This is a genomic window from Tsukamurella ocularis (assembly GCF_024807615.1).
In the GTDB taxonomy this organism is placed as follows: domain Bacteria; phylum Actinomycetota; class Actinomycetes; order Mycobacteriales; family Mycobacteriaceae; genus Tsukamurella; species Tsukamurella ocularis.
Genome location: NZ_JANUCJ010000002.1, coordinates 321,200 through 341,543, shown reverse-complemented (window position 1 = coordinate 341,543; position 20,344 = coordinate 321,200). Strand labels below are relative to the sequence as shown.

The following is a 20,344-nucleotide window of genomic DNA, read 5'->3' as shown; positions in this document are numbered from 1 at the left end:
GGCGGGCTCAGCCGAGAGGCGCGGGAGCCGGCGCCGCGGAGGCGGTTCCGGCCGCCGGGACGGGGGTCCGACGATGACCGTTCCGTTCCGGACCGGCGGAGCGCGCGGCCTCGACCGCCCAGTACACCGCCTCCGGCGTCGCGGGTGAGGCCAGCTCGACCGTGATCCCGGGCGGTCCGAAGGCGGCCGCCGCCTGGCGCAGCGCCTCGCGGACCGAGAAGGCAAGCATGAGCGGGGGCTCGCCGACGGCCTTCGAGCCGTAGACGGCGCCGTCCTCGTGCGCCTTGTCCAGCAGCGAGACCCGGAAGTCCGGCGGCATCTCGGAGAAGCTCGGCAGCTTGTACGTGCTCGCCGACTGTGTGAGCAGGCGGCCGCGGGAGGGGCGATCGCTCTCATCCCAGCGCAGATCCTCCAGCGTGAGCCAGCCGGCGCCCTGCACGAATCCGCCCTCGATCTGGCCGATGTCGATCATCGGCGAGAGGGAGTCGCCCACGTCGTGGACGATGTCCACGCGGCGCAGGCGGTACGCGCCGGTGAACCCGTCCACCTCCACCTCGCTCGCCGCCACGCCGTAAGCGAAGTATTTGAAGGGCATGCCCTGCATCGCCTTGGCGTCCCAGTGCAGCCCCTCCGTCCGGTAGTAGCCGGAGGCGGAGAGCTGCACCCGCTGGAAGTACGCCGCGTGCACGACCTCCTCCCAGCTGAGCTCCTGCGCGGAGGCGCCGAGCCCGCTGATCGTCCCCTCGCTGAACCGCACGTCGGAGGGGTTCGTGCCGATGAGCGACGCTGCCACGCCGGCGAGGCGGTCGCGGATCTGCTCGCACGCGTTCTTCACCGCGCCGCCGTTGAGGTCGGCGCCGGAGCTCGCGGCGGTGGCGGAGGTGTTGGGCACCTTGTCCGTCCGCGTCGGTGCCAGGCGGACGCGCGACAGGGGGACGCCGAGCGTGGTCGCGGCGACCTGCAGCATCTTGGTATGCAGGCCCTGCCCCATCTCGGTGCCGCCGTGGTTGATCAGGACGGAGCCGTCCTTGTACACCAGGACGAGGGCACCCGCCTGGTTGAAGGCGGTGAGGTTGAAGGAGATCCCGAATTTGACCGGCGTCAGGGCGAGGGCGCGCTTGACGTTCGGGTGGGTCGCGTTGAACGCGGCGATCTCCGCCTCGCGGACCTCCACGTCGCCGGTGGTGACGACCTGCTCCCACGCGGTCCGGACGCGGTCGGCGTGCCGCACGGGCTGGCCGTACGGCGTGGTCTGATCGTCCCCGTAGAAGTTGCGGCGCCGCAGCTCCCGCGCGGACAGGCCGAGGCGTGGGGCGCAGGTGCCGAGGATGTCCTCGATGACGAGCATGCCCTGCGGCCCGCCGAAGCCGCGGAACGCGGTCTGCGAGGTCTTGTGGCACTTCGTGATCCGTCCGTGCACCGCGATGTTGGGGATCCAGTAGGCGTTGTCGATGTGGCACAGCGCGCGGGCCAGCACCGGTTCGGAGAGGTCGAGGCTCCAGCCGCCGTCTGCCGTGAGGGTGGATTCGAGTGCGGTGATGAGGCCGGCGGCGTCGAAGCCGACCCGCCAGGTGGCGTGGAAGCCGTGCCGTTTGCCGGACATGGTCATGTCCTGGGTGCGGTCCAGCCGCAGCCGCACCGGCCGGCCCGTGAGTATGGCACCGAGCGCGGCGATGGCCGCGAAGCCGTGCGGCTGCATCTCCTTACCGCCGAACGCGCCGCCCATCCGCAGGCACTGAACGGTCACTGCGTTGCTGGGCAGCCCCAGCACGTGCGCCACGATGTCCTGCGTCTCCGACGGATGCTGGGTACTGGACTGGATGAAGATCTGGCCGCTCTCGTCAACCTGGGCCAGGGAGGCGTGCGTCTCCAGGTAGAAGTGCTCCTGGCCCGCGAACTCGAACTCGCCGGTGTACACGTGCACCGCGTCGGCGAAGCCGGCGTCGAGGTCGCCGCGGCGCACCGTCGGACGGGCGCCGTGGAAGCTCTCCGCCCCGATGGCGTCGCCCAGCGAGATGAGCGAGGGCAGCGGCTCGAGCTCGAGTCTCACCGCAGCGGCGCCCAGCCGGGCGGCCTCCAGGGTCTCGCCGAGCACCCAACAGACCGCGTGCCCGAAGAACATGACCTCGTCCTCGGGGAACAGCGGCTCGTCGTGTTTGACGCCGGCGTCGTTCACGCCGGGGACGTCGGCGGCGGTCAGGACGCGGACGACGCCCGGTACCCGCAGCGCGGGAGCGGTGTCGATCGAGAGGATCCGGGCGTGGGCGCAGTCGGCCTGCACGGGGTGCGCGTGCAGTGCGCCGGGCGTGCGGCCGACGAGATCGTCCGTGTAGAGGGCGGCGCCGCTCACGTGCAGGGCCGCGCTCTCGTGCGGGACGTCGAGCCCCACGACGGGGTTCGCGGGGCGCTCGGACAGGTGGCTCATGACAGCTCCTCTCGGGCTGTGGTCTCGGCGTAGAGCTTCTCGAGCGAGCGCCCCAGCATGGCCACCCGGTAGCGCCCGGAGGCCCGGTGGTCGTCCATCGGGGTGCCCTCGGCGCGCAGCACCTCGGCAGCGGCGCGCACGGTGTCCTCGGACCACGGGCACCCGACGAGCGCCTGCTCGGTAGCCGTCGCGCGGAGCGGCGTCGCCGCGACGCCGCCGAGTCCGATCGCGGCGCGGGTGACCGTGCCGTCGTCCACGCTCAGCGAGAAGGCGACCGCGACGCTGGAGATGTCGTCGAAGCGGCGCTTGGCGATCTTGTGGAACGCGGTGAGCGGGCTCAGCGGCAGGGGGATCCGGACCGCCTTGATGAGCTCGTCGGGGCGGCGCACCGTCGCGCGGTAGCCGGTGAAGTAGTCCGCGAGGGGCACCGTGCGCTCGCCGTCGCGCGAGGCGAGGACGAGGTGCGCCTCGAGGGCGAGGAGTGCGGGCGGTGTGTCGCCGATCGGCGAGCCCGTCCCGAGGTTGCCGCCCAGCGTCGCGGCGTTGCGGATGAGCCGGGACGCGAACTGCGGGAAGACCTGGGCCAACAGCGGGACGCGCCCGCCGAGGCGGCGTTCGATCTCGGACAGCGTCAACGCCGTTCCGATCGTGAGTTCGTCATCCGCCCAGCGCAACTCGCGGAGTTCGGGCAGACGGTCGATGGCGACGACGAGCGGCTCGCGACGTCCCTTGAGGTTGACGTCGACGCCGAGATCGGTGGAGCCGGCGACGAGGACGGGGGAGTCCCCGCCGGCGAGCAGGTCGAGGACTTCGTCGAGACCGGCCGGACGGACGAAGCGGCCCTGCGGACCGTCGACCACGGTCGGTGCCGCGGCGGGAGCGGGTGCAGCGCGCCGGGCCGCGAGCGGATCGTCGGCCGCGGGCTCCTCGGGTAGGCCGTAGGCGGCGTCCCGGATGGGCCGGTAGCCCGTGCAGCGGCACAGGTTTCCGGAGAGGGAGTGCAGGTCGAAGCCGTTGGGGCCGTGCTCCTCGTCGTGGGCGGGGCACGCGCCGTCGTCGGCCTCCGGTGCATCGGCTGCGGCCCGATCGGGGCGGTAGAACTCGGCGGCCATGCTGCAGATGAAGCCGGGCGTGCAGTAGCCGCATTGGGATCCGCCGCGGAGCGCCATGGCGGTCTGGACCGGGTGCAGGTCGTCCGGTCCGCCGAGCCCCTCGGAGGTGATCACCTCCTGGTCGGCGAGGGCAGCCGCCGGCGTGAGACACGCGTTGATCGCGGTCCAGCGTGTGCGGTCGCTCGGAGAGTCGGAGTCACCGGGGCGGGCGACGAGGATGGAGCAGGCGCCGCACTCACCCTCGGCGCAGCCCTCTTTCGCGCCGGTGAAGCCCTGGCCGCGAAGCCAATCGAGGGCACTCGTGTGCGCCGGGCCGGTGAACGGTCGGGATCGACCGTTCACGGTCACATGACATCCGGTCAGCGTTTCGGTCACCGCTGCATCCCTACTGAACCGCGGCATGCGGTTCCGACAGGCATGGTTTGCGAGGCTGAGCTGGACCGCTGGTTTTCCATGCGAACACGATCCAGTGCTTTTCATGATAGGTGACGAGGGTCACATCGGGAAGGGATCTTCGGAATATTCTTTCCGCATCACGGAGTGTAATGCGGAGGCCGTTCCGGCTCGACGCTGCGTCGTTGCAGGTCAGCCGCCGATCAACGCGGTGATCGGTCCTCGGACGAAGTAGAGGATGAATCCGATCGAGACCGCCCACAGTAGCCAGTGCGCCTTCTGTCCGCGACCGCTGAGGACGCTCAGGAGCGCCCAGGTGATGAAGCCCACGCCGATGCCGTTCGCGATCGAGTAGGTCAGCGGCATGGTGACGATGGTGAGGAAGGCGGGCAGCGCCACCGAGAAATGGGTGAAGTCGATCTCCCGGATCTGCGCCACCATCATCGATCCGACCACGACCAGGGCAGCCGCTCCCACCTCCATCGGGATCACGCCGATGAGCGGCGCGAAGAACATCGATCCCAGGAACAGGACGCCGGTCACGCACGCGGCCAGGCCGGTGCGCGCGCCCTCCGCGATGCCCGACGCCGAGTCGACGAAGACGGTGTTCGACGAGCCGGACGTCGCGCCGCCGGCGACCGCGCCCATGCCCTCGATGACGAAGGCGGAGCGGATGCGGGGGAAGGTTCCGTCGGGCTGCCCGACGCCGGCCTGGCGGGCGAGGCCGGTCATCGAGCCCATCGCGTCGAAGAAGTTGGTGAAGACCAGCGTGAACACCAGCATCGTGGCCGCCAGCACGCCGACCCGCTCGAACGCCCCGAACAGGTCGAACTGTCCGATCAGGCTGAAGTCGGGGAGCGCGACGATCTGGCTGGGCAGCTCGGGGGCGCTGAGGTTCCAGCCCTTCGGGTCCGGATGCGCCGGGTCGCCGACGGTGCCGAGCTTGGCGAAGTGCTGGATGATGATGGCGGCGAGGGTCGCGACGATCATGCCGATCAGAATGGCGCCCGGCACCCGGCGCGACACCAGCACCGCGATGAGCAGCAGGGCGAAGATGAAGACGGCGGTGGGGATCGCGTCGATCGAGCCGTCGTGGCCGAGCTGGACCGGCGGGCCGGCCGGGGTGCGCGTGACGAAACCCGAATTCACGAACCCGATGAAGGCGATGAACAGGCCGATGCCCACCGTGATCGCGGTCTTGAGCTCGGCCGGGACCGCGCGGAAGATCGCCGTCCGGATGCCGGTCGCACCCAGCACGACGATGATCACGCCGTTGATGATTACCAGGCCCATCGCCTCCGGCCAGGTGACGTCCTTGACGACCGCGACCGCGAGGAAGGAGTTCATGCCGAGGCCGGCGGCGAGTGCGAACGGCAGGCGCGCGACCAGGCCGAAGAGGATCGTGATGACGCCCGCCGTCAGTCCGGTCACGGCCGTGACCTGGACGAATCCGAGCTTGCCCTCGAGGGTGTCGGACGAGCTGCTCAGGATTAGGGGGTTCAGCACGACGATGTAGGCCATCGCCACGAAGGTCACGAGGCCGCCCCGGATCTCGCGGGGGATCGTCGAGCCGCGGCGGGTGATCTCGAAGAAGCGGTCCAGGAACGGTGCGCCGGCACGCGCCGTGCCGTCGATCCGTTCGGTCGGAGTCGGGGGGTCGACGTGTTCGTCGGCCCCGTTCTGCTCCTGCTGACTGGTCATGGTGGTCCTCTCGGTCCGAAACGCCGGGTGGGCCCGTCGCGTTCAGGTGCTCCGGGGAGCGGTGGCGAAGTGGGGCTGATCGAAGGCGACGCGTGGTGGCGATCGCGTGGGGCTCCGCAGATTGCGTTCCGCCCATCGGAAATGTGATTCCGATCACGTTGAGTGAAGCATGCGGTCAGGGGACTGTCAAGGAGAAGTTCTGCGCGGTTCTCGGCGACTTCCGCCGGGCGACAACGCTTGCCGGACGACCCGGGTGGATCGAGAGGGCTTCTTCGCGAGCCGAGGCGTCGAATGCCGTTCCGTATCGTGGCGGATGACTTTCGGTCGGCAGGCGTGGTTCACCTGCCTCGTCGGCCGTGGATCGAAATCAATACCGCAATACGGAACGCAGGATGGAATTGTGAGCGTACCGTCGGGATTGGAACAGCAAACGATCAGACGTTCAGGGAGGCGATCATGGCGGGGAAGTCCACCTCCGGTGTGCAGTCGGTGGAGCGCGCCTTCGAGTTGCTCGAGCTCATGGGGCGCGCCGGCGGCGAGTGCTCGCTGAGCGAGCTGTCGGCGGGCACGCCTCTCCCTCCGCCTACGATCCACCGCTTGCTCCGTACCCTCGTGGGCATCGGCTACGTCCGGCAGCTGCCCAATCGGCGCTATGCACTCGGGCCCCGGCTGATCCGCCTCGGCGAGGTCGCGAACCGCCAGCTCGGTGCCGTGGCGGTGCCCGTGCTCCAGGCACTGGTCGACGAGCTCGAGGAGACCGCGAGCCTCGCGGTCCTCGACGGCGACATGGTCATCTACACCGGGCAGGTTCCCTCGCAACACAGCATGCGCACCAACAACGAGGCCGGTCGCCGCGTCAACCTGCATAACAGTGGCGTCGGCAAGGCGGTGCTCGCCGAGCTCGACGACGCGCGCATCGTCAAACTCGTCGGCCAGGCGGGGATCCCCGCACCGACCGCCAACAGTGTCAGCACGTTGTCCGGCGTCTTCGCCGAGGTGGAAAAGATCCGCGCGCGCGGCTATTCGATCGACGACGAGGAGCAGGAGGTGGGGGTTCGCTGCTACGCCATGGCGGTGCCCGGCGCCCCGACCCCGATGGCTGTCGGCATCTCGGGCCCGGTCTCGCGGCTCAGCGCCGACTTCGTCGACCGCGCGATCCCCGCCCTGCAGCGGGCCACCGGCATCATCTCCGACGCCCTGATCGGCGCCCGCGAGATCTGACGATCAGTTCGACCATGCGATGACGATGAGACGTCGGGCCGTCGTGGCCACGTGGAAGTCGCGGAGCGCGGCGGCGTATTGGCGTGCGACGAACAGGCGCTCGGCACCGAAGAGCGATGCGGCGGCATCGGACTTTTCTTCCCGGTGAGCCGAACCGGAATGGATCGTGGCTGCACGCGGTTGTCACCGGCATGGCGAAAGTAGTTGTGGCGAAAGAGTTCGGAGGACCAGAGGTCCTGACAGTGATCGAGCGGGAGCTACCCGCCCCGGGGCCGGGCGAGGTGATCGTCGAGTTCAAGGCGATCGGCGTCAACCCCATCGACTACAAGCTCTACAGCGGAGCGTTCGGCGACGATCCGTCGACGCTGCCGCAGACCGTCGGGAGCGAGGGTGCCGGGGTGGTGACCGCGGTCGGGCCCGACGCCGTCGGACCGAGGGGTGCGATCTCCGTCGGCGACGAGGTCGTCGTCTACCGGGGTGACGGCGTCTACGCCTCCGCGGCGATCCAGTCGGCCCAGGCGGTGCTGCCGAAGCCCGCAGGCCTGCGCTGGGAGGATGCCGCCGGGCTGCTGCTCACGGGTGCCACAGCGTGGGAAGCTGTCGAGCGCATCGGTGTCGCTGCCGGCGACACCGTGCTGATCCATGGCGCAGCCGGCGGAGTCGGACTGCTGGCGGTGCAACTCGCGCGGCTCCGCGGCGCCACGGTGATCGGCACCGCACGGCCTGCTAACCACGGGTACCTCAGCGGCCTCGGCGCGATCCCCGTCGAGTACGGCGACGGACTGTCGGAGCGCGTACGCGCGTTGGCGCCGGACGGGGTGACTGCGGCTATCGACACCGTCGGCACCGACGAAGCGGCGGACGTGTCCCTCGACCTCGTCGCCGATCGGAAGCGCATCGTCACGATCGCGGGATTCGGCCGCGCCGCGCAGGACGGATTCCTCGCGATCGGTGGGCCCGACCCCGACAGTGCTCGGATTCGCGACGAGGCCCGCGGTCCGCTGTTGGACCTCGCGGGTGCGGGAGAGCTGGTGAACGCGGTCGCCAAGACCTTCCCCCTCTCTGATGCTGCACAAGCCCATACCGAGCTGAAGGCCGCGCACCCGATCGGGAAGTTCATCCTGATCCCGTAGGGCTACGGCGCCCCGGCCAGGTGCGCGAGAAGGCGAGCGGCCCACTGGGCCTCGTCGTGTCCGCCGGCGTAGACGGTGTGCTCGACGTCGTGGCCCGCGCAGCGGGCGGTGGTCACGAGGTCGGCCACTCCGGGAGTGAGCTTCTCCTCGTAGGCCCCGGACGCCAATCGGATCGAGAACGCGCCGGCCGGGCAGGCAGCGATCCGGTCATGGATCCAGTTCTGTCGCGCTGCGACGTCCACGGGGCGGCTCATGAGGCCGGGGCGCCACCAGACGGAGGGGGAGTACGCGAGGACCTCGTCGACGAGACCGGGGTACCGGGCCGCGAATGCGAGCGCGGCGAGGCCGCCAAGGCTCTGTCCGGCGATCGTCACTCGGCCCGCGTCGCCGATCCGCTGGTGGACAACTGGGTGGACTTCGTCCGCGATCGCTGCGAACAAGTCGTCGTGGGCGCCGAGGAAACGGAGGCGCGCGGCAGGATCGGCGGGGGAGTCGATGCCGAGCACGGCGCACCGTCGGCCCGAGGCGGCGAGGACGTCGGGCAGGCGGAACCGGTCGAACCACGCGTCGGCGTCGAACGTGATGAGCAGGTCCATCGTCCGCGCGCCAGACGGCACGGACAGCCGGTACCGCAGGGGCGCAGGGCTCAGTTCGATGCTGCGGTCGAGCGCCGTCGACATCGCGGCCGCCGGCGCGGTCCAGGCGTCGAGCCGGGGTGCGTCCGGCCCGGCGAGAACCGATCCGAACGGTGAGCCGGCCACTGCCGCAGCGTTGTGCGGGTCGATGCGTGCGCGGCGGATCAGCTCGCGCGGAGCTGGGATCTCCTCGGTCCCTGCGGCGCGCAACGGGAGCATGCGGTAGGTGGCCAGCACGTCGCGCGGCACCGCGAGCTCGACGAACCACAGGTCGCCCGCGGCCCGGCGCCGCATCATTCCTCGAGCGACGTGGCTTTTGTCGGTCAGTCGGTTCACCCAGACGTACGCGCCCCCGGCCGTGTCCCCCGGAACGGGGCGCCATGTGAACAGCGCCCGTACCCGCGTCGGGTCGTCGGGGTCGTCGGTGAGAAGTGGGCTGCCGAGCGACTGCAGCGCAACGGCGGTCGCCTCCGACAGCGCTCCCGTTCCGTGCACGACGATCTGTCGCACCTCGTCCGGCGTGGGAACGGAGCGGCTCCGTGCTCCCTCACTATTGCCCCTCAATGCCCCCACGACGCCAGCGTAATACTGCGATGCAGCGCCACTGCGGGGCCGATTAGGCTGGGGAGCATGAAGAAGGTGGCGATCCTGGACTACGGCTCCGGCAACATCCGGTCGGCGCATCGCGCGATGGAGCGCGCCGGGGCCGAGGTCACCGTGACTGCGGATGCGAAGACCGCCCTCGCCGCCGACGGCCTGCTCGTGCCGGGCGTCGGCGCTTACGAGGCCTGTATGGCGGGCCTCAAGGCCGTGCAGGGCGACCGGATCATCGGCGAGCGGCTCGCGGGCGGCCGGCCGGTGATGGGCATCTGCGTGGGCATGCAGGTCCTCTTCGAGAAGGGCATCGAGTTCGGCGTCGAGACCGAGGGCTGCGGGGAGTGGCCAGGCACCGTCGAACGGCTGCAGGCGGAGGTCGTGCCGCACATGGGGTGGAACACCGTCGAGGCCGCCGCCGGGTCGAAGCTGTTCGCCGGCACCGACGCCGACACCCGCTATTACTTCGTGCACTCCTACGCCGCCCAGACGTGGGAGCTGGACATCGCCGACCACATCCGCGCCCCGAAGGTCACCTGGGCCGACCACGGCGGCCGGTTCGTCGCCGCCGTCGAGAACGGGCCGCTCTGGGCCACGCAGTTCCACCCGGAGAAGAGCGGCGATGCGGGCGCGGTGCTGCTGAAGAACTGGGTGGACACGCTGTGAGCGGCCGACGGGGCCTCTCGCTCGGGCGGCTCGCGCTGTTCTCCCTCGGTGCGGCTGTGGCGGTGCTCGGCCTGTCCGTGCTGCTGCTCAACGTGCTGCGCCCCAGCCCTGCGGTCGGGCTGCTCATCGTCGCCGTCGGGCTGGTGGGGGCGGTCGCCGCGATGGGGATCGTCTCGAACCGCATCGTCGGGCGCGCCGTCGAGGACCAGCAGGACCGGGAGCCCGGAAAGTCGGATGACACGACGCACTAGGCTGGTCGCGTGAGTCTGGTACTTCTTCCCGCAGTCGACGTCGCCGAGGGCCGGGCCGTGCGCCTGGTGCAGGGGGAGGCCGGCAGCGAGACGGCCTACGGTTCGCCGCGCGACGCCGCCCTCGCCTGGCAGAACGACGGGGCGGAGTGGGTCCACCTCGTCGACCTCGACGCCGCCTTCGGCAAGGGCAGCAATCGCGAGCTCCTCGCCGGCGTGATCGGCGAGCTGGACGTCAAGGTCGAGCTGTCGGGAGGCATCCGCGACGACGATTCCCTCGTGGCCGCACTCGCGACCGGCTGCGCCCGCGTGAACCTCGGCACCGCGGCCATCGAGAACCCGGAGTGGTGCGCCAGCGCGATCGCCCGCCACGGCGACAAGATCGCCGTCGGCCTCGACGTCAAACAGCTCGAGGGCCAGTGGCGGCTGCGCGGACGCGGCTGGGTCACCGACGGCGGCGACCTGTGGGAGGTGCTCGAGCGGCTGAACAACGACGGCTGCAGCCGCTACGTGGTCACCGACGTCTCGAAGGACGGCACCCTCACCGGACCTAACCTCGACCTCCTCGCCGCGGTCGCCGCGGCCACCGACGCGCCCGTCGTCGCCTCCGGCGGTATCTCGGCGCTCGAGGACCTGACGGCGATCGCCACCCTGGTCGACCAGGGCGTGGACTCCGCGATCATCGGCAAGGCGCTCTACGCCGGACGGTTCACCCTTCCCGAGGCGCTCGCCGCGGTGTCGCGCTAGTGGCCGCCCTGCCCGCCGGTTTCACGGCCGATCCCGACCGGCTCCTCGCCCTCGCGGGCGAGGCGCTCGACGCCGTCGCGCCCCGCTTCGTGGAGGGCGTCGGCGCGCCCGCGTCGGTCGCGAAGGGCCCGGCGGACTTCGCCACCGACCTCGACCTCGAGCTCGAGCGGCGCGTCACCGCGGCCGTCGCCGAGGCCACCGGCATCCCGGTGCACGGCGAGGAGTTCGGCGGCCCCGCGGTGGACGAGGGCACCGTCTGGGTCCTCGACCCCATCGACGGCACCTTCAACTACTCCGCCGGGTACCCGGCCACGGGGACGCTCCTCGGCCTACTGCACGACGGGAAGCCCGTGGCCGGGCTGGCCTGGTTCCCGCTCGTCGGCGACGCCTTCGCCGGCCACGTCGCGGGCCCTGTCCGGAACCGCGGAGAGGCGCTGGCGCCGCTCGGCCGTGCCGGCCTTGACGACGCCATGATCGCCGTCGGAAGCTTCAGCCGCGGCAGCAACGGGCACTTCCCCGGCGACTACCGCTACGCCATCCTCGGCGAGGTCTCGCGCCGGGTCGCCCGCGTGCGCCAGTTCGGGTCGACGGGCGTGGATCTCGCCTACACCGCCTCGGGCGCGCTGGGCGGTGCTGTCGTCTTCGGCCACCACGCCTGGGACAACGCCGCGGGTGCGGCGCTGGTCATCGCGGCCGGCGGCCGCGTCACCGACCTCGCGGGCGAGGACTGGCACGTCGGCTCCGACTCGGTGCTCGCCGGCGCACCCGGCGTCTACGACGAGCTGCTGTCGATCGTCCGGTCCGTGGGCGCACCGTCGGACTACCGCGGCGAACCCGGACACTCCGGAACCCTGAGCTACTAGAGACCTTCGAAGGAGGCCGAGCCGATGACGGTGGCCGTGCGCGTGATCCCGTGCCTGGACGTCGACGACGGGCGCGTCGTCAAGGGCGTCAACTTCCAGAACCTGCGCGACGCGGGCGATCCCGTCGAGCTGGCCGCGGCGTACGACGCGCAGGGCGCCGACGAGCTGACCTTCCTCGACGTCACCGCGTCGAGCTCGGGTCGCGGCACCATGCTGGAGGTGGTGCGCCGCACCGCTGAGCAGGTCTTCATCCCGCTCACCGTCGGCGGCGGCGTCCGCTCCGTCGAGGACGTCGACACGCTGCTGCGCGCCGGCGCCGACAAGGTCTCCGTGAACACCGCCGCGATCGTCCGGCCCGAGCTGTTGCGCGAGCTCTCCAACCGCTTCGGCAGCCAGTGCATCGTGCTCTCCGTCGACGCCCGTACCGTCCCCGACGGCGACGCGCCGACACCGTCGGGCTGGGAGGTCACGACGCACGGCGGCCGCAAGGGCACCGGCATCGACGCCATCGAATGGGCCCGCCGCGGTGAGGAACTGGGCGTGGGGGAGATCCTCCTCAACTCCATGGACGCCGACGGCACCAAGGCCGGTTTCGACCTCCGGATGATCGCCGCGGCCCGCGCGACGGTGCACATCCCGGTCATCGCCTCGGGCGGCGCGGGCGTCGTCGAACACTTCGCGCCCGCTGTGGAGGCGGGCGCCGACGCGGTGCTCGCCGCCAGCGTTTTCCACTTCGGGGACATGACGATCGGCCAGGTCAAGGAAGAGATGGCCGGTCACGGACTGGTGGTGCGACGGTGACGGGACTCGACGAGGGCATCGCGGCCAGGCTCAAGCGCAACGCCGACGGCCTCGTGGCCGCGATCGCCCAGGAGGAGGGCTCCGGCGACGTCCTCATGATGGCCTGGATGAACGATGAGGCCCTCGCGAGCACGCTCGCGACCCGTAAGGGCACGTACTACTCGCGCTCGCGGCAGGAGCTGTGGGTGAAGGGCGAGACCTCGGGGCACGTGCAGGAGGTGCTCGACGTGCGTCTCGACTGCGATGGCGATACCGTCCTGCTGACTGTCCGGCAGACCGGGCCCGCGTGCCACACGGGCACGCACACCTGCTTCGACGGCGACCTGCTGCTCGGCCGGGACTGATCGCGGCCGGGTTCCATCGGGAGGGTGATGGGCGTTACCTAGATCCCCTTGGGTAAATCCGGTATTCATGTTGTCTATGACTACCGCGACCCTTCTTCGCCGTTTCGCCGTGACCTCCGCGGCGGTGTCCGTCCTTGCCGCCGGCGTCGTGGCACCCGCTTCCGCCGCGCCCGAGCGTCTCAGCGCGGCGGCGCTGTCGTTCCCGACGTCGGCACTACCGGGGTGGATCATCAGTCCCGCCGCCGCACCCGGTGGGGTGGGGATCGCGAGGGCTCCGTTCGCGACGCCGGGAACTTGGGCGTCGCAGATCAGTATCGGCGACTTCGGCCGCGCCGGCCTCGACGTCAGGGCGCTCGCCAAGGCACTCGCCGGTGAGATCGCCAAGGACGGTGGCTACCAGGGGCACAACCCCAGGATCGAGGGCCTGCAGGTCACCGACACCAGGGTCTCCGGGGTCGTCGCTGCGCGGGCCACCGCGAACATCGTGCTCCAGAACGCTCCCACCCGCGGAGAGCGGCTGCGGATCACTGTCGTCGACACCAACCCGGAGACCTACTTCGTCTCGCAGGTGCCGTTCGAGGCGGCCGACCGCCAGGCGCAGGCGACAGCCGCCGAGTCCCGCCTGGTCGTCACCCGCTGACTCACGGTTTCGTGGCTAGCCGCTGAGCGTGCGGAGGAAGGCGAGCGTCTCCTCAACGTGCGCCACCGCCCGCAACTCGCCTACCACGATGTGCAGGATGGTCCCGTCGGAGTCGATGAGGAAGGTCTGTCGGCGCACCGGCGCGACCGCGAACTTGCCGCGTTTGACGTCGTACTCGGCGGCGGCCGCACCATCAGCGTCGGTGAGGAGTGGGAAGCCCGGTTCCATGACGTCAGCGAAGGCTTGAGTCCGCACCAGCGGATCCATGCTGATCCCGATCCTGGCCGTGCCGCGACGGTCGAACTCGTCGCCCGCGTCGCGGAACCGTCCGACCTCGGCCACGCACACCGGTAGGCCCGCAGTGAGGTAAAAGAAAACCGCCGCGCGTCCGTCGCCGCGGAGCTCGGAGAGGGTGCGGAGGGTGCCGGTGCGGTCGGGAAGTGCGAACTCGGGCGCCTGCTGGCCGATGCGCATGGCCACGAACCTACCGGCGCTGGGATACTGGCAGGCGATGAGTACCGCACAGCAGACGAACCTGCAGCCCGACGGCGCGACCACCAGCCTGGACGAGTTCCGCGCGCTCGCGGACCGGCACCGCGTGGTGCCAGTGATCCGGACTGTGCTCGCCGATGCCGAAACACCGCTGTCGGCGTACCGCAAGCTGGCCGGTGGGCGGCCGGGCACCTTCTTGCTGGAGTCCGCCGCCGCGGGCCAGTCGTGGAGTCGGTGGTCGTTCGTCGGTGCGCCCGCGCCCGCCGCGCTCACCGTCGTCGACGGTGCCGCCACTTGGATCGGGAAGGCGCCGGCCGGCGCACCGTCGGGCGGCGACCCGATCGAGGCCCTCGGCGAGGTGCTGCGGCTGCTGAGCTCCGAGCGGATCGAGGGATTGCCGCCGCTCAACGGCGGCATGGTCGGATACCTCGCCTACGACGCGGTGCGGCGCCTGGAGCGGCTGCCGGACACCACCGTCGACGACCTGCAGCTGCCGGAGATGGTGTGGCTGCTCGCGACGGACCTCGCTGCGATCGACCACCACGGGGGCACGATCACCCTCATCGCCAACGCCGTGAACTGGGACGGCTCCGCCGACCGCGTCGATGAGGCCCACGCAGACGCCGTCCGCCGGCTCGACGCGATGGAGGCTGCGCTGGCCGCGCCCCTCGCCTCGTCGGTGGCGTCCTTCACCCGTCCCGAGCCGGAGTACACCGCGCAGCGGACCGTCGAAGAGTACAGCGCGATCGTCGAGAAGCTGGTGGGCGAGATTGAGGCCGGCGAGGCCTTCCAGGTGGTGCCGAGCCAGCGCTTCTCGGTGCCCAGTGACGCCGACCCGATCGACGTCTACCGGGTGCTCCGCGCCTCGAACCCGAGCCCCTACATGTATCTCGTGCAGGTGCCCGCGCCGGACGGCTCGGTCGCCTTCTCCATTGTCGGCTCCAGCCCCGAGGCGCTGGTCACCGTCGCCGACGGGACCGCCACCACGCACCCGATCGCCGGCACCCGCTGGCGCGGCGCGTCCCCGGAGGAGGACGTGCTGCTGGAGAAGGACCTGCAGGCCGACGAGAAGGAGAACAGCGAGCACCTGATGCTCGTCGACCTGGGCCGCAACGATCTCGGCCGGGTGTGCACGCCGGGCACCGTCCGGGTCACGGACTACCGCCGCATCGAGCGCTACAGCCACGTGATGCACCTGGTCTCGACAGTCTCCGGCGATCTCGCCCCCGGCAAGCAGGCGCTCGACGCGGTGGCCGCGTGCTTCCCCGCCGGCACGCTCACCGGGGCCCCTAAGGTGCGTGCGATGGAGCTCATCGACGAGGCTGAGATCACCCGTCGTGGGCTCTACGGCGGCATCGTCGGCTACCTCGACTTCGCCGGCGACGCCGATACCGCGATCGCCATCCGCACCGCCGTGCTCAAGGATGGCACCGCCTATGTCCAGGCCGGCGGCGGCGTCGTCGCCGACTCGGTCGGGGAGTACGAGTTCAACGAGTCGCGCAACAAGGCGTTGGCCGCGCTGAAGGCCGTGGCCGCGGCGAACACCCTGCGTGGCGTGGCGGGGGAGGCACGATGAACGGCAAGCGGAACCTCGCGATCGCCGCGGTCCTCCTCGCCGCGGCGGCGGGCGCGGTGTGGGGCTCGGGACGGATGTCGTGGATGGGCGTGACCATCGCCGACGGGCTCTCGCCCGAGCGGACGATGGAGGTCGCGGGGAACACCTGGGCGCCCGCGCTCTCGACACTGTGGTTGGTCTTCCTCGCGGCGATCGCCGCGGCGCTCGCGCTGAAGAACTGGGCCCGCGGCGTCGTCGCCGTCATCGTCGCGGTCGCCGCGATCGGCGCCGCGTATCCGGCGGTCACGGTGCTGACGCAGGAACCCGACATCGGCTACCTCGAGAAGATCCTGCGCGACGCCCCGGGAGGCGGCGGCGCCGGCACCGCAGTCATGGGCAACAAGGACTACATCTCCCAGGTCGACCCGACGACGGCGGGGCCGTCGGTCGCGATCCTCGGCGCCCTCCTCGCGGTGGGCGCCGCGGTGCTGCTCATGCGTGGACTGCGGGGCGGAGGCATGGGATCGACGTACGTCTCGCCCGCCGCGCGCCGCGCGGAACTGGAGCAGCGCGTCTTCGATGAGACCGCCGCCGAGCAGACCTCCGAGCGTGACCTGTGGGACGCGCTGGACGGTGGGGACGACCCCACGGAGGTGGGCGGCGCCCGCCCCGGCCCGGGCGAGGGGGCCGGACCCGAGCGCCCCCGGGCCGAGGGCTAATGTTGGAGCACGCTCGACGACCCACGAAAGGCCTCCAGCCGTGACTTCACCCACTGCTCTCGACTCCATCATCGAGGGTGTGCGCGCGGACCTGGCGGCCCGTGAGGCCATCGTCGATCTGGCCACGGTCAAGGCCGCCGCCAAGGCGGCGCCGCCCGCCGTCGATGCGACCGCCGCGCTCCGCGCACCCGGAATCGCCGTGATCGCCGAGGTGAAGCGCGCCAGTCCGTCGAAGGGTGACCTCGCAGGCATCGCCGACCCCGCCGAGCTGGCAGCCGAGTACGAGGCCGGCGGCGCGCGGGCGATCAGTGTGCTCACGGAGGAGCGGCGCTTCAAGGGCTCTCTGGCGGATCTCGACGCGGTCCGTTCACAGGTGCGGATCCCGGTACTGCGCAAGGATTTCATCGTCACGCCGTACCAGATCCACGAGGCCCGCGCGCACGGCGCCGACATCGTGCTGTTGATCGTCGCGGCGCTGGAGCAGCCCGTCCTCGTCTCGCTGCTCGACCGCATCGAGTCGCTCGGCATGACCGCACTGGTCGAGGTGCATGCGGAGGACGAGGCGGATCGCGCGCTCGAGGCCGGCGCGACCGTCATCGGCGTGAACGCCCGCAACCTCAAGACTCTCGAGGTGGACCGCGATTCGTTCGCGCGGATCGCCCCCGGTCTGCCCTCCTCGGTGATCAAGATCGCCGAGTCGGGCGTGCGCGACAGCCGCGACCTGCTCACCTACGCCGGTCAGGGCGCGGACGGGGTGCTCGTCGGCGAGGGCCTGGTCACGGCCGGCGATCCGCGGACGGCGGTCGCCGACCTCGTGACCGCGGGCTCGCACCCCAGCTGCCCGCGCCCTGCGCGCTAGTCCCGCGCGCCTCGGCGCTCCGATTCACGCAGCGCGATCTGGATCGCACCGCGTACGGGATCGACGGTAAGCACCCGCAGGTCGGAGATGCCGCGCATCCCCAGGTGATGCCGCACCCGGCGCTGCAGGGCAGGTTGATGCACGGCCAGACCGCCCGCGAGCACGACGGGGCCCGCCGAGCCGATCCGTTCGGCGACCGAGATGGCGATGTGCGTGAGTGCGATCGCGGCCTGATCGACGATGTCGGTGCTCACCGGATCGCCCGACTGGGCGAGCTCGAAGACCACCCGGGCCCGGCCGGCCCAATACCGCCGTTCCTGCTGCGCGTAGAAGTGGTCCAGCAACTCGTCCGGGTCCTGCAGGCCGCAGTCGGCGGCCAGCTGCTGGCCGAGGTGATCGGCGGGCTCCTCGCGGTCCAGGCGGATCAGGGTGCGGCGCACCGCCTCCTTCGCGACCCAGTAGCCGCTGCCCTCGTCGCCAAGCAGGTAACCCCAGCCGCCCGCGCGGGCGTGCTTGTCGCCCGCCCTGCCCCACGCGACGGCGCCGGTGCCGGAGATGACCGCGACCCCGTCGCGCACGCCCGCCGCGGCGAGGATCAGCTGGCTGTCGTGCACCACCCGGATCCGGGCGCCCGGGATGCGCTCGGCGAGGAGCGCGGTGAGGGTGGCGGCGCCGGCCGGGGTCTCCACTCCGGCGGCGCCCGCGCACACCGCGCCCACGTCGTGCACGCCGAGCCGGCCGAGCGCGATGTCGAGCTGGCGACCGGCCTCGTCGCGGCCCACGGACGAGATGTTCGCGCTGCCGGCGAGCGCCTCCGCGACCACCACGCCGTTCTCGGCGCGGACGGCCTGCGTCTTGGAGCCTCCGATGTCGAGGCCGATCACCGCGGTGCTCACTGGGACACGGCCCCCGTCTTGTCGGCGTCGGTGGGCCAGGTGCCGTTGTTCTGCCAGTAGTGCTGGATGTCCTCGAGCTTGTGGCCCTTGGTCTCCGGCGCGAACTTGAGCACGAACAGGAAGGCGACCACGGTCAGGGCGCCGAAGACCGCGAAGGTGCCCGTGCCGCCGAGCAGCCGGCTGTTGAGCATCGTCAGCGTGACCTGCGCGACGATGGCGTTCGCCACGAGGTCCGAGGTCAGCATCGCCGACGAGCCGTAGGCGCGGAGCCGGGCGGGGAAGGCTTCACCGGCGTACACCCAGACCAGGGAGCCGAAGCCGAACGAGAACCCGATCACGACCAGCACCAGGCCGGCGAAGCCGACGACGCCGGCGGTCTCGTGGTTCGTGAAGTCGCCGTCGGCCATCTGGTACGCGAGGATCATCACGGCGAAGGCGAGGATCATGGTGCCGATGCCGCCGAGCAGAATGGGGCGGCGGCCGAACTTGTCGACGGTGAAGATCGAGACGACCACGGCCAGCAGGCCGAAGAGCTGCACGAAGGCGGGCAGCATGTACTTGCCGAAGTTCCCGTCGTAGCCCATCGACGCGAAGATGTCCGGGCTGTAGTAGATGATCGCGTTGATGCCGGTGATCTGGATGAAGAAGCCGAGGACGACGACGAAGAAGGTGGCGCGCAGGTAGGGCTGGCGGAAGAGCTGGCTGAGCTTGCCGCCCGCCTCGTCGGAGAGCTGGGTGCGCATCTCGTCGAGTTCGGCCTCGATGCCGGCGGCGGTGGAATCGGGCTCGACGGAGATGAGCGCGGCGCGGGCCTCGTCCTCCCGGCCGCGGGTCATGTACCAGCGGGCGGTATCGGGCAGGCGGACGAGCAGGAGGGTGACGATGATCGCGGGCACCGCGGCGACCCCGAGCATCCACTTCCAGGAGGTGGTACCGAGGCCTGCGAGGAGATATCCGAGCACGTAGCCCAGGATGATGCCCACGATCGTCGCGAACTGGTAGGCCACGAGCATTGCGCCGCGGCGCTTCGCGGGCGCGGATTCCGCAACGAAGACGGGGACCACCACCACGGAGACGCCGACGGTGAGGCCGAGCATGAACCTCGCGATCAGAAGGAGCGGCACCGTCGGGGCGAGGGCGCCGAACAGGGCGAAGACGGCGTAGCCGGAGGCGACGGCGATCATCGCCTTCTTCCGGCCGACTTTGTTGGCGAACCAACCGCCGACGATCGCGCCGAGGATCTCGCCCACGACGACGACCGTTGCCAGCGCCTGGGTCATCCCGTCCCCGAGGCCGAAGTCCTGCCGGATGAAGTCCTTCGCCGCGGCGATGTTCGACGTGTCGTAGCCGTAGATCACGCCGAGGCTCGCGGCGGCGACGCCGACGAGGACCGCGCTCGATCTCGCAGCCTGCGTACTGCTCATGTCATCTCCTTGAAGTCGACTCCAAGTGGTCTATACCAGTTGAAGTAGGCCAAGAGTGGCATAGACCACTTCAACCGTCAAGAGGTAAGGTGGGACACATGTCGTTCCCTCGTTCGTCGCACTCCGAGCCGCCGCGCTACTTCCGCGCCAAACTCGAGCTGCAACGCCGCATCGGCGACCTCGGGCACGGGGACACCCTGCCCGCGGAGCGTCGGCTCGCCGAACAGCTCGGCGTCTCGCGCACGACCCTGCGCAAGGCTCTGGCAGAGCTGTCCGCGGAGGGGGTGCTCCGTCGCGAGCATGGCAGCGGCACGTACGTTGCGCCGCCGAAGATCGTCCGGGTCCGACAGCTCACCTCGCTGAGCGAGGACTTCGGCGTCGACGGCAAGCAGGTGAGCTCGCGTCTGCTCTCGTGCGACCACATCACCGCGGACGCGGAGACGCAGGCGGCGCTGGAACTCCCGCGCGGCGCGCGCGTGTACCGCGTGACCCGGCTGCGGATCGTCGACGACGAGCCGCTGGCCATCGAGATGGCCCACCTGCGCGGTCCGCTGCGCGGTCTCGCCACGCGTCTGGCGGAGCAGGCGTCGCTGTACCGCGTGCTCCGCGAGCAGTACGGGCGGCCGATCACAGCGGTCGAGGACACGGTCGAGACGGCGCTGGCCTCGCCGTCCGAGGCGGAACTGCTCGGGGTCACCGCGGGTCACCCGCTGCTCATGGTGCACCGCCTGGGCCGGGACGCCGAGGGACTCGCCCTCGAGTGGACCCGCAGCATCTACCGCGGAGACCGATTCAAGTTCGTTGCGCGTGCGACGAGCCCGGCCGCGACGCAGGACGTCGCGGCCGGGCCGGCGGAACTCTGACGACGCCGCAGCG

The 20,344-nt window shown here is 70.9% G+C and carries 20 protein-coding genes; 13 read left to right on the top strand and 7 right to left on the bottom strand.

The features are described 5' to 3' along the window. Positions 1-7 precede the first annotated feature (7 nt). From xdhB to HNP44_RS07685, 3 genes are all read right to left on the bottom strand, one after another. Positions 8-2,425: a xanthine dehydrogenase molybdopterin binding subunit gene (gene xdhB, locus HNP44_RS07695; protein ID WP_259143315.1), complete on the bottom strand. Its 2,418-nt coding sequence runs from the start codon at positions 2,423-2,425 to the stop codon at positions 8-10. Further along, on the bottom strand, positions 2,422-3,879 hold the full coding sequence (locus HNP44_RS07690; RefSeq protein ID WP_259143318.1) for a xanthine dehydrogenase small subunit: 1,458 nt from the start codon (positions 3,877-3,879) through the stop codon (positions 2,422-2,424). Before HNP44_RS07690 ends, xdhB begins: the two co-directional genes overlap by 4 nt. Positions 3,880-4,122: 243 nt before the next feature. Next, the gene (locus HNP44_RS07685) at positions 4,123-5,631 is read right to left on the bottom strand and encodes an NCS2 family permease (RefSeq protein ID WP_259143319.1); all 1,509 of its coding nucleotides are present in this window, start codon (positions 5,629-5,631) and stop codon (positions 4,123-4,125) included. A 456-nt stretch (positions 5,632-6,087) separates the two neighbouring features. Here HNP44_RS07685 and HNP44_RS07680 point away from each other — a divergent pair, with 456 nt between their 5' ends. Further along, the gene (locus HNP44_RS07680; protein ID WP_224645080.1) at positions 6,088-6,852 is read left to right on the top strand and encodes an IclR family transcriptional regulator; all 765 of its coding nucleotides are present in this window, start codon (positions 6,088-6,090) and stop codon (positions 6,850-6,852) included. A 191-nt stretch (positions 6,853-7,043) separates the two neighbouring features. After that, on the top strand, positions 7,044-7,985 hold the full coding sequence (locus HNP44_RS07675) for an NADP-dependent oxidoreductase (protein WP_259143320.1): 942 nt from the start codon (positions 7,044-7,046) through the stop codon (positions 7,983-7,985). A 2-nt stretch (positions 7,986-7,987) separates the two neighbouring features. On the opposite strand, the gene HNP44_RS07670 is transcribed toward HNP44_RS07675, so the two are convergent. Continuing rightward, positions 7,988-9,193 (bottom strand): alpha/beta hydrolase-fold protein, encoded by a 1,206-nt coding sequence (locus HNP44_RS07670; RefSeq protein WP_259143325.1) that lies wholly within the window; start codon positions 9,191-9,193, stop codon positions 7,988-7,990. 57 nt (positions 9,194-9,250) lie between these two features. Between HNP44_RS07670 and hisH the strand changes: the two genes are divergently transcribed. The 7 genes from hisH to HNP44_RS07635 all read left to right on the top strand — a co-directional run bounded on the left by hisH (position 9,251) and on the right by HNP44_RS07635 (position 13,523). Next, positions 9,251-9,880, top strand: a complete 630-nt coding sequence (hisH, locus tag HNP44_RS07665; RefSeq protein ID WP_259143330.1) for an imidazole glycerol phosphate synthase subunit HisH — start codon at positions 9,251-9,253, stop codon at positions 9,878-9,880. Beyond that, complete coding sequence (locus tag HNP44_RS07660; protein WP_259143331.1) at positions 9,877-10,131, top strand: hypothetical protein; 255 nt, start codon at positions 9,877-9,879, stop codon at positions 10,129-10,131. The genes hisH and HNP44_RS07660 overlap by 4 nt, the downstream gene beginning before the upstream one ends. 9 nt (positions 10,132-10,140) lie before the next feature. Continuing rightward, positions 10,141-10,875 (top strand): bifunctional 1-(5-phosphoribosyl)-5-((5-phosphoribosylamino)methylideneamino)imidazole-4-carboxamide isomerase/phosphoribosylanthranilate isomerase PriA, encoded by a 735-nt coding sequence (gene priA, locus HNP44_RS07655; protein ID WP_259143332.1) that lies wholly within the window; start codon positions 10,141-10,143, stop codon positions 10,873-10,875. Beyond that, positions 10,875-11,738, top strand: a complete 864-nt coding sequence (locus HNP44_RS07650) for an inositol monophosphatase family protein (RefSeq protein ID WP_259143333.1) — start codon at positions 10,875-10,877, stop codon at positions 11,736-11,738. The genes priA and HNP44_RS07650 overlap by 1 nt, the downstream gene beginning before the upstream one ends. Before the next feature lie 24 nt (positions 11,739-11,762). Further along, complete coding sequence (gene hisF / locus HNP44_RS07645; RefSeq protein WP_259143334.1) at positions 11,763-12,539, top strand: imidazole glycerol phosphate synthase subunit HisF; 777 nt, start codon at positions 11,763-11,765, stop codon at positions 12,537-12,539. After that, entirely contained in the window at positions 12,536-12,883 is a 348-nt protein-coding gene (gene hisI, locus HNP44_RS07640) for a phosphoribosyl-AMP cyclohydrolase (protein ID WP_259143336.1), read from the top strand. The genes hisF and hisI overlap by 4 nt, the downstream gene beginning before the upstream one ends. A gap of 76 nt (positions 12,884-12,959) precedes the next feature. Next, complete coding sequence (locus HNP44_RS07635; protein WP_259143337.1) at positions 12,960-13,523, top strand: hypothetical protein; 564 nt, start codon at positions 12,960-12,962, stop codon at positions 13,521-13,523. 15 nt (positions 13,524-13,538) lie between these two features. Here HNP44_RS07635 and HNP44_RS07630 read toward each other — a convergent pair whose 3' ends face one another. Beyond that, the gene (locus tag HNP44_RS07630; RefSeq protein WP_259143338.1) at positions 13,539-13,997 is read right to left on the bottom strand and encodes a peroxiredoxin; all 459 of its coding nucleotides are present in this window, start codon (positions 13,995-13,997) and stop codon (positions 13,539-13,541) included. Positions 13,998-14,034: 37 nt separating this feature from the next. On the opposite strand from HNP44_RS07630, the gene HNP44_RS07625 reads away from it, so the two are divergent. Genes HNP44_RS07625 through trpC form a run of 3 tightly spaced genes read left to right on the top strand, consistent with a single transcriptional unit; the run spans position 14,035 to position 17,148 of the window. Beyond that, positions 14,035-15,591: an anthranilate synthase component I gene (locus HNP44_RS07625; RefSeq protein WP_259143340.1), complete on the top strand. Its 1,557-nt coding sequence runs from the start codon at positions 14,035-14,037 to the stop codon at positions 15,589-15,591. Continuing rightward, positions 15,588-16,289: a TIGR02234 family membrane protein gene (locus HNP44_RS07620; protein ID WP_259143341.1), complete on the top strand. Its 702-nt coding sequence runs from the start codon at positions 15,588-15,590 to the stop codon at positions 16,287-16,289. The genes HNP44_RS07625 and HNP44_RS07620 overlap by 4 nt, the downstream gene beginning before the upstream one ends. A gap of 40 nt (positions 16,290-16,329) precedes the next feature. Beyond that, positions 16,330-17,148, top strand: a complete 819-nt coding sequence (trpC, locus tag HNP44_RS07615; RefSeq protein WP_259143342.1) for an indole-3-glycerol phosphate synthase TrpC — start codon at positions 16,330-16,332, stop codon at positions 17,146-17,148. Here trpC and HNP44_RS07610 read toward each other — a convergent pair. Both HNP44_RS07610 and HNP44_RS07605 read right to left on the bottom strand, forming a co-directional pair. Continuing rightward, the gene (locus HNP44_RS07610; protein ID WP_259143343.1) at positions 17,145-18,044 is read right to left on the bottom strand and encodes an N-acetylglucosamine kinase; all 900 of its coding nucleotides are present in this window, start codon (positions 18,042-18,044) and stop codon (positions 17,145-17,147) included. The two genes, trpC and HNP44_RS07610, sit on opposite strands and share 4 nt — an antisense overlap. Continuing rightward, positions 18,041-19,468, bottom strand: coding sequence for a sugar porter family MFS transporter (locus HNP44_RS07605; protein WP_259143344.1), 1,428 nt, complete (start codon positions 19,466-19,468; stop codon positions 18,041-18,043). The genes HNP44_RS07610 and HNP44_RS07605 overlap by 4 nt, the downstream gene beginning before the upstream one ends. A gap of 98 nt (positions 19,469-19,566) precedes the next feature. On the opposite strand from HNP44_RS07605, the gene HNP44_RS07600 reads away from it, so the two are divergent. Continuing rightward, positions 19,567-20,331, top strand: coding sequence for a GntR family transcriptional regulator (locus HNP44_RS07600; RefSeq protein ID WP_259143345.1), 765 nt, complete (start codon positions 19,567-19,569; stop codon positions 20,329-20,331). Positions 20,332-20,344: the final 13 nt, after the last annotated feature.